Annotated in this window: 8 protein-coding genes and 1 tRNA gene; 7 read left to right on the top strand and 2 right to left on the bottom strand. The window is 31.7% G+C overall.

Annotation, left to right across the window (positions count from 1 at the left end; translation table 11 throughout):
- Nucleotides 1-1,059, bottom strand: a 1,059-nt coding sequence (locus ACWG0P_RS07630; protein ID WP_455801215.1) for an IS91 family transposase, incomplete at its 3' end; no start/stop codon positions are given.
- Between the two features lie 222 nt (nt 1,060-1,281).
- On the opposite strand from ACWG0P_RS07630, the gene ACWG0P_RS07625 reads away from it, so the two are divergent.
- A complete protein-coding gene (locus tag ACWG0P_RS07625) occupies nt 1,282-1,974 on the top strand; it encodes a response regulator transcription factor (protein ID WP_455801214.1) in 693 nt (230 codons plus the stop codon).
- A 145-nt stretch (nt 1,975-2,119) separates the two neighbouring features.
- A complete protein-coding gene (locus tag ACWG0P_RS07620) occupies nt 2,120-3,829 on the top strand; it encodes a histidine kinase dimerization/phospho-acceptor domain-containing protein (RefSeq protein ID WP_455801213.1) in 1,710 nt (569 codons plus the stop codon).
- 169 nt (nt 3,830-3,998) lie between these two features.
- On the opposite strand, the gene ACWG0P_RS07615 is transcribed toward ACWG0P_RS07620, so the two are convergent.
- The gene (locus ACWG0P_RS07615; protein WP_455792781.1) at nt 3,999-4,409 is read right to left on the bottom strand and encodes a DUF1893 domain-containing protein; all 411 of its coding nucleotides are present in this window, start codon (nt 4,407-4,409) and stop codon (nt 3,999-4,001) included.
- Between the two features lie 169 nt (nt 4,410-4,578).
- Here ACWG0P_RS07615 and hpf point away from each other — a divergent pair, with 169 nt between their 5' ends.
- The 5 genes from hpf (at nt 4,579) to ACWG0P_RS07590 (ending at nt 7,668) form a co-directional block, all read left to right on the top strand.
- Nucleotides 4,579-5,112, top strand: a complete 534-nt coding sequence (hpf, locus tag ACWG0P_RS07610; RefSeq protein WP_455801212.1) for a ribosome hibernation-promoting factor, HPF/YfiA family — start codon at nt 4,579-4,581, stop codon at nt 5,110-5,112.
- A 77-nt stretch (nt 5,113-5,189) separates the two neighbouring features.
- Nucleotides 5,190-5,675, top strand: coding sequence for a hypothetical protein (locus tag ACWG0P_RS07605; protein WP_455801211.1), 486 nt, complete (start codon nt 5,190-5,192; stop codon nt 5,673-5,675).
- Nucleotides 5,676-5,796: 121 nt separating this feature from the next.
- Nucleotides 5,797-5,873: transfer RNA gene (locus ACWG0P_RS07600), tRNA-Arg, on the top strand.
- Between the two features lie 203 nt (nt 5,874-6,076).
- Nucleotides 6,077-6,496: a hypothetical protein gene (locus ACWG0P_RS07595; protein WP_455801210.1), complete on the top strand. Its 420-nt coding sequence runs from the start codon at nt 6,077-6,079 to the stop codon at nt 6,494-6,496.
- 383 nt (nt 6,497-6,879) lie between these two features.
- The gene (locus ACWG0P_RS07590) at nt 6,880-7,668 is read left to right on the top strand and encodes a DUF3196 family protein (RefSeq protein ID WP_455801217.1); all 789 of its coding nucleotides are present in this window, start codon (nt 6,880-6,882) and stop codon (nt 7,666-7,668) included.
- The last annotated feature ends 30 nt before the right edge of the window (nt 7,669-7,698 follow it).

Below are 7,698 nucleotides of genomic sequence, written 5' to 3'. Positions count from 1 at the left end.
CATTTTACGAATGAGATTTGCGAGTTTCTTTTTCTTTGTGGCATAGCCACCAATGTAACGAATCATACGATAATTTTCATCTGGAATATGAAGCATAAGTTTTTTCATAAAAGAAACGCAAGTATCATAGACATCAACGCGTTCACCAGATGTATGGTCTTCATAATACCAAAGCACATGATCCATATCATAATTATAATCTAAGATGCGACTTTGAGCCATAACAGGACGACCAACATAGCGAATAACATAGTCGACACAGTCTTTTACATCCTTATACTTCGAAGGAGGGCAATGAACATAAAAGCCATCAGGGTATAATTTATAAAGAGAACGTTTTAACTGTTTGAATTCAATTGTATCGATGTGTGAAGAAAGATTATCAAGAAGCTGTTTCATAAAAGAACGACGTAAAGAAGCGTAGTTGATATAGGAAAGTTTTTTGAATGAACCACATTTACGAAGTCCACCTTCAGCGAGAAGAACATGGATATGAGGATTCCAATTTAGAGGTCTACCAAAAGTATGAAGAACAAGAACGGCACAAGGAATTAAAGAATCGGATGTATTACCAGCATTACGAATTACAAAAGAAAGAGTATCGTTGACGGATTGAAAAAGGATATCGAGTAAAGAACGGTCTTCACGAAAATAATCACGTAAATCTTCGGGAATGGTAAAGACGCAATGACGATGAGAACAATCAAAAACTTTTTGAAGAATATTGTGAGAACGAATTTTGGCATATTTCATACCACAAGAATTACAGAAACGAGATTTACAAGTATGCCAAAGAAAGGTGAAGTTATCACAAGAAGGACAATCATAAAGAGAATGACCAAGCTCGTGTTGATGACAAAGGATAACAGAGTTGATAGCCTTCATAACAGAAGAGCGAATTAAGTCAGGGAAAAGATGGAAGTGGTAAGTAAGCTTATGTAGGTTTTCAAAAAAGATATGAGCAATGGAAATATGACTCTCACCAGGACGATAAGAATCACAATGATTATGTTTAGAAGCAATCTCTTTTTTTGCGAAAACAGAAGAGTCTTTAATCAAAAAAATCACCTATAGATAGTATACTATATCTACAGGCGAAATTTAATCTTTCGGAATGTCCTTCAGGACATCTTTTTTAGTAAACTGAAATATGTCTTTTGGTTCAATGAACGCAAGGTCAAAGAGTGAATATCTCTTTTATAATATAGATTCTAAAGAAATCTTAAGTAACCGTAGTCTATATCAAATGGTAAGATATAATAAAGAAAAAGGAGTGAAATTATGTTGTCGAAAATACTGGTTGTTGATGATCATAAAGAAATAAGGGAACTCGTATCTATCTTGTTATCAGGTGAAGGGTATGCGGTCTATGAAGCTCAAAATGGAGAAGAAACGATAGAGATGGTAAAGAGTGATATGTATGATGTCATAATTTTAGATGTGATGATGCCTTTTATGGACGGATATCAAACATGTACTAAGATTCGTGAATTCAGCAAAGCACCTATTTTATTTCTGAGTGCGAAATCACAAGAAGACGATAAGATATTAGGTATCGACTGTGGTGGTGATGATTATTTAGTGAAACCTTTTTCTTATGTTGAATTATTAAGCAAAGTAAAAGCTCTTATTAGAAGATATCACGAATATAATAGGGAAAGAGTAGAACAAAATTCTATTCAATTTGTTCACGGAATCAAAATAGACAAGACAACAGAAAAAGTATATAGGGATCAAAAAGACCTCAACTTAACGACATTGGAATTTGATATTCTTGCATCATTTATCAAAAGACGTGGAGAGATTATTACAGTGAAAGCGTTATATGAAACTGTTTGGGGAGATAATTATTACTTCGGCGCAAATAATACAATTATGGTACATATTGCAAATCTTAGAAAAAAAATAGAGGTAGATCCACAAAATCCCAAAATTATTAGAACAATTTGGGGAAAGGGGTATCGCTGTGATTGAACAAATAGGGAAGAAATGTATTCGGATTTACGGATTTCTTTGTATACTACTTCTAAGCTTTTTTATTACGTACTCTTATCGTTACGATCTCTTGGACATGCTTAAAAAAAATAACAACATCTCATTTTCAATCTCTCGTGAAGATATGGATCACCTTTCGAAAGAGTTTATAGGAATAAAAGCAGAAAATGATAACATAGATATCATAAAAGAAGTTATGGAAAAATATCTTCCTGATTATACATATATTCTCTATGTGATAGGAAATGATGAAAATCCTTTTCGGCTTTATTCAGATGGATATGCCCCAACGAAGCATTCTACTAAATATGCGCAAAGCATTCGAATTCCTTTTAGTAATGATGTTATTAGTATTGACCTTTATCCAAAATTCACAAAGTATTTGATATACTATCGATGTTTAGCATTTGTGATTTCATTTCTAATCACTTTTCTTTGTGGCTGTTTATACAGACATATACGTAAGAAAATCAAAGATGCAAGAATATTTGAAAGGCATGTGAATTCTACAAGATTACGCTTTTTAACGAGCCTATATAGCAAACTAGTATTATTGAATCTTTTTTCTGTTTTGATTGCACTCGGCTTATTCTTGTTTATGTTTGAAAATCGATATATATTTTTTGAATATATGGCAGAATTTCATTCTCCAAAACATGAACCGTCTGTGTATATTCAACGCATGAAAGAAACGTTAGTGAATGTTTCTTTAGAAACATTTAGTGATAAGGAAGTTACAAAGTTGTTAACAAGCTTGAATTTAGAAAACTATGAGAGCTATTTGTATGATGAATATGGAAATGATTATTATGCAAATAATCCAGATATCCAAGGATATAAATGGTTTTTAAAGGACACCAATTATGATGTAAAAATTATAACAACACCATATTTTTATAATCTACCAATCTGTACTAAAAATCAAACATTTCAATTACTTATTTATGACTATCCTGTAGTTTCCTATATGAACATCTATTTGATTATGATTTCGATGATATCTTTAAGCTTTTTTCTAATTGTATTGTTTCATTTTGTATACAAAAAAGTTAGAGAAATTATGAAGTTACAAAATGATATTCAAATGCTAGCTGCTGGGATTTGGGAGTATGAAATTATCACTAAAGGGGATGATGAACTTGCCTCGCTAGGCTATCATATAGAACAAATGCGACTATCACATGTAGAAACTCAAAACAATGAAGAAAAAAGGAAAGAAGCAAATAAGAAATTAATAGAAACTTTATCTCATGATTTACGAACTCCTTTGACAGCTTTAAAATCATATATTGAAATTATGCAATTACAAAAAGGAAATCCTGAAAGGTATGCAGAATATCTACAAAATTGTATTGGAAAAATAGATGAGATTAAGAAACTTTCAGATGAAATGTTTATGTGTTCTTCTGTGCCTGACAGTAAGAATAAAGTCGATATGAAGTATGTTTCATTGGGGGATGTATTCGCTTTATTGAATGAGAACAAAGAATATTTAGAAATAAAAGGATTTTGCTTAGATATAATAAAGAGTATAGATATAAGTTTGGATATTTATGGAAATGTAAATCTTATGAAACGTATATTTAATAATATCGTATCTAATATCATCAAATATGCAGAACCTTCTAAGTCAATCATATGTAGCTTCGAACTATATAATAAATATATTATGCTTGCATTTAAAAATCAAAAGAATAAAAAAAGAGACGATTATAAAAGCAGTCATTTAGGCTTAAAAAGCATTGAAAAAATGATGCATTTGATGCAAGGGGAGGTGGAGTTATTCGATGAAGAGTGTTTTGAGATCAAACTGTACTTCAAGATAGAGAGATAGACGCATACTACACATCAAACCAAACTAAACAAAAGATAGTTCCTTATGCTTGAAGCTAAATACAAATCGAAAGGTTTATGTTTTGAATTTAGTGCAGCAATAGCTAAGAAAATGTAAAAGGTCACCACACAGAATGTTATAAATGAAACTTATTCTATGTGGCGACCTTTTACTTGATACGTAAGGATGCTAGTTTAACTTGTAAAGCATCACGAGCTTCTTGTAAATCATCGATATGTAATACCGTTTCTTCCATAGGGCACATACCATCTTTTTTACGATTTATGATATATGGGACTTTTTCTGAATATTGAATTGGAATTTGATGGGTAATAAAAAATTGATAGGCATGTTCACTGATTACCAAAGTTTCTACTTCTTTAACACCACCAAGGACCATCATCATTGCAGCAGCTTTTCCAATGACTTTGTCCGCAACATAACTATCTTTTAATTTTCCTTCCTCAAGGAATTGTAAGATAGGCAATATGCCATGTTTTACCTCAGTATAGATATTCCCATTTTGTGATAGGACGCAAGAATATTCATTACTTGTGAGTATGTGCATTAAATTTTCCATAGGCTTCCTCATTTCCATTCTATAACTTTACAAAAATTGTATAAAAAAAGCGATCAACAGGAGTCGCCCGATACAACTATAGTTTACCACAAAATTTCACAAAATGTAAGACTATTAAAACCATTTTTTTAACGTATAATATGTTTATAGAAACAAGGAGGGATTTTATATGAAAGTCCAAATCTACGGCAAGAACATTACAGTTACACCGGCAATCGCTGAGAAGATCGAGAAGAAGCTAGATCATCTTGAAAAGTACTTCATGATCGAAGAAAACGTTGTCGCTAATGTAGTTGTTCGAGTTTATCCAAACAAACAAAAAATTGAGGTGACCATTCCTACGAAATTTGCGGTACTTCGTACCGAAGTCGTACATGATGATTTATATGCGGCAATTGATTTAGCAATTGACAAGTTAGAAGATCAGATTCGTCGTCAAAAAACAAGACTTACTAGAAAGAATAAAGAGAAATTAGCTCATGCATTCTTAGAAGAAATGGAATTTGAAGAAAGCTACAATGGAGAAGATGAAGTCGTACGTACAAAATCTATTATTCCAGATACAATGGAATTAGATGAAGCAATTATGCGTATGGAAATGTTAAATCATAATTTCTTTATTTATCGTGATGATGAAACTCATGAAATCGCAGTTGTTTATAAACGTAACGATGGCGGTTATGGTTTGATCGAAACAGAATAAGTTTATAAGAGTCTCTAAGAGGCTCTTTTCTTATGGGATAAGGGATGATACAATACAAGAAAAGGGGAGGTGCTCTTATGTTTATGAGACCAGCTACTAAGGAAGATGTCCAATCATGGAAAGAAATATTTGAACAATATCATCGCTTGATTACACCATCACGAAAATCCGCTCGAGAAATGATTGCCTATCTACAAGAAAAGTATGGATGTATTTCGTTTGAGAACGAGGAGTGGCAACAAGCTATTCAAAAAGAAGTTTTAATGAATGAACACAATCTAGAGAAAGTACAACCGAATACACCAATGTGTGTACAACTTTATCAACTTGAAGATAATGCTAGTTCGCATCATATATTTGAACAACGAGCGGAGGTGTTTAAAGAAAGTGAGATTTTTGTTGGCGTAGAGACGAATAGTGGATACCTTCATATAGAGGGAAGTGATGTTCTATATGATGAGCTATTTGTTTATCAAGGTTTAGATGAACAAGATATAAAGAACCCATTTCTAGTAGCTCAATATGTAGAATTGTGTCATAAATTTGCGGTAGAGATTGTATAATCCTATCGCTTTTCTATCTCTAACTATCTCTTCTTTTATAAGGAACAAGCAGAATTCAAAATTAACGGTTGAAATATACGGAGAAATTTGGTATTATAGTTAGGCACTAAAAGAAACTTCTGTCTACATAGCTCAGCTGGATAGAGCACACGCCTTCTAAGCGTGCGGTCGCAGGTTCGAATCCTGCTGTGGACGCCATCTTATAAGAATGACCGATTATTATCGGTCTTTTTCTTTGTGTACAGCAGGAATTTGTGGAACACAAATAAAAGAATGCAAAAAAAGAGGAATTAAGTTTATATAGTTGTATTATTTGTTGTAAATCCCTTATATTTATGGAATATATTATGTATAATAATGATGTAAGTAATGAATTTTTTTATATTTAAGGAGGGACTTATATGAGTAAATTAAAAAAAAGAGGTCTTATAATATTAATTTGCTGTGTAATATTTATTGTTATAAGTTTTATAATACCAAAAAAAATATACGGTAAATGGTATTTATATAACGGAAATAATATAAGTACAGATACTAATATTGTAAAACAACTAAACCCTAAAGATTATATTGAAATTTCAGAAAGAACAATGAAAACATTTACAAGTGATGGCAAGGATGGAATTGGAGAATGTAATATAACATTCAATAAAATCCATAGTGGAGATACTATATATAATTTTAATGTAAGTAACGTTGGAGAATATAAAATTTTAGTTTTAGAAGAAATAGGATACGATGATGGTCATACAGAGGAAAGTATTAAAAATGGACATAAATCAACTTATGTATTCGATAAAAAAATTGAATTTAAAGAGTAAATCATAGTGCAGTTTTATAAAATTTATATTTGTTTAATATATCAATAATTTTGTTTAGATGAAATATATTTGCATTCTTCATTTTATGTATAAGTGTAGCTAATCGTTCATATAATTATACTTACAAAATATATTGTCCTTTTGAAGTGGTCATAATTGTCACAACACACATCTAATAGTAGAATGTAAGTGGAGATAGATGTATCTCAAATACTTGTTGCCATTCGAAGAGCAACTTAAATAAGAGCGAGTTCAAATGTTAGAAATCCCTTCGTATGATGGGTTTTTTTTAGGAGGAAAGATGGAAACTGGACATTTTCAATATTGATACATTGAGACATTATCATTTCCGAATAAGATTTACACTATCGAAATATAATTTCATTGATAAAATATGGGATTTATGGTATATTATCTATTGTTTAGTCGCTAAAGGAGAATACATGGACACCTATTATGAAGATATACTAAAAAAAGTAGAAGATCATATGAAAGAAGAAGACTTTCAAAGTGCTTATAAGATTTTGGAAGAAGAACTTTCTATGCCCTATATTCCAAGAAATATGGAGGCAAAACTCATCGAAGCTTACAATGCATGTCGTAGTGAATTAAAACTCAATCAAAGTAAGGTTTATGAGGAAGAAGATGTCGATGCGATGCTCGCTGGATCACTTGAAGAACAGTTTCTAGCGATTGAGCAGTTAAAGAAAAGTAATATTCGTAATCATTTTGAAGCAATTCAAAACTATTTGTCTGGAGATGTGAATGTGTTGGTTCGAGCAATGCTGATTGAAGCAATGATGGAACAAAACATTACGGATGAATTCACGAGTAAAGTAGAAGGTATGGATGTAACATTCTCTCCTTGTGCCATTGAAATGCCAATGGAGGCAGAAGGAGTTAGTGCTGCGATCAATATCTTACGCGAATGGTTTGAAAACGACAATCCAACCTTCACCATTATGTGTGTAGAAACGCTTGTAAAGGAAGCTTATATGCGTTTACCTTTCAATATTGATGAAGATGAAAAAGAGGCTCTAGCCTGTGCGATTGCTCGTTACGTATTCTTTGCTCATGAAGAATTTGATGCATGGAAAGCATTCAGTGAAGAAAAAGAACTTGCACAATATGAGGGTTATGAATTATTATTAAGTACGTATGATATCTTATAAAGAAGTAAATGAGTTGTCGTAAATATAGTA

It is taken from the genome of Amedibacillus sp. YH-ame6 (assembly GCF_053848845.1).
The sequence above is the reverse complement of the archived record's forward strand: the minus strand, read 5'-3'. Positions and strand labels throughout refer to the sequence as shown.

Bases quoted from the DNA above. Each gene is read 5' to 3' on its own strand.
- ACWG0P_RS07625 (WP_455801214.1), top strand. From the start codon at position 1,282: ATGTTGTCGAAAATACTGGTTGTTGATGATCATAAAGAAATAAGGGAA.
- hpf (WP_455801212.1), top strand. From the start codon at position 4,579: ATGAAAGTCCAAATCTACGGCAAGAACATTACAGTTACACCGGCAATC.
- ACWG0P_RS07615 (WP_455792781.1), bottom strand. From the start codon at position 4,409: ATGGAAAATTTAATGCACATACTCACAAGTAATGAATATTCTTGCGTC.
- ACWG0P_RS07620 (WP_455801213.1), top strand. From the start codon at position 2,120: ATGGATCACCTTTCGAAAGAGTTTATAGGAATAAAAGCAGAAAATGAT.
- ACWG0P_RS07595 (WP_455801210.1), top strand. From the start codon at position 6,077: ATGAGTAAATTAAAAAAAAGAGGTCTTATAATATTAATTTGCTGTGTA.
- ACWG0P_RS07605 (WP_455801211.1), top strand. From the start codon at position 5,190: ATGTTTATGAGACCAGCTACTAAGGAAGATGTCCAATCATGGAAAGAA.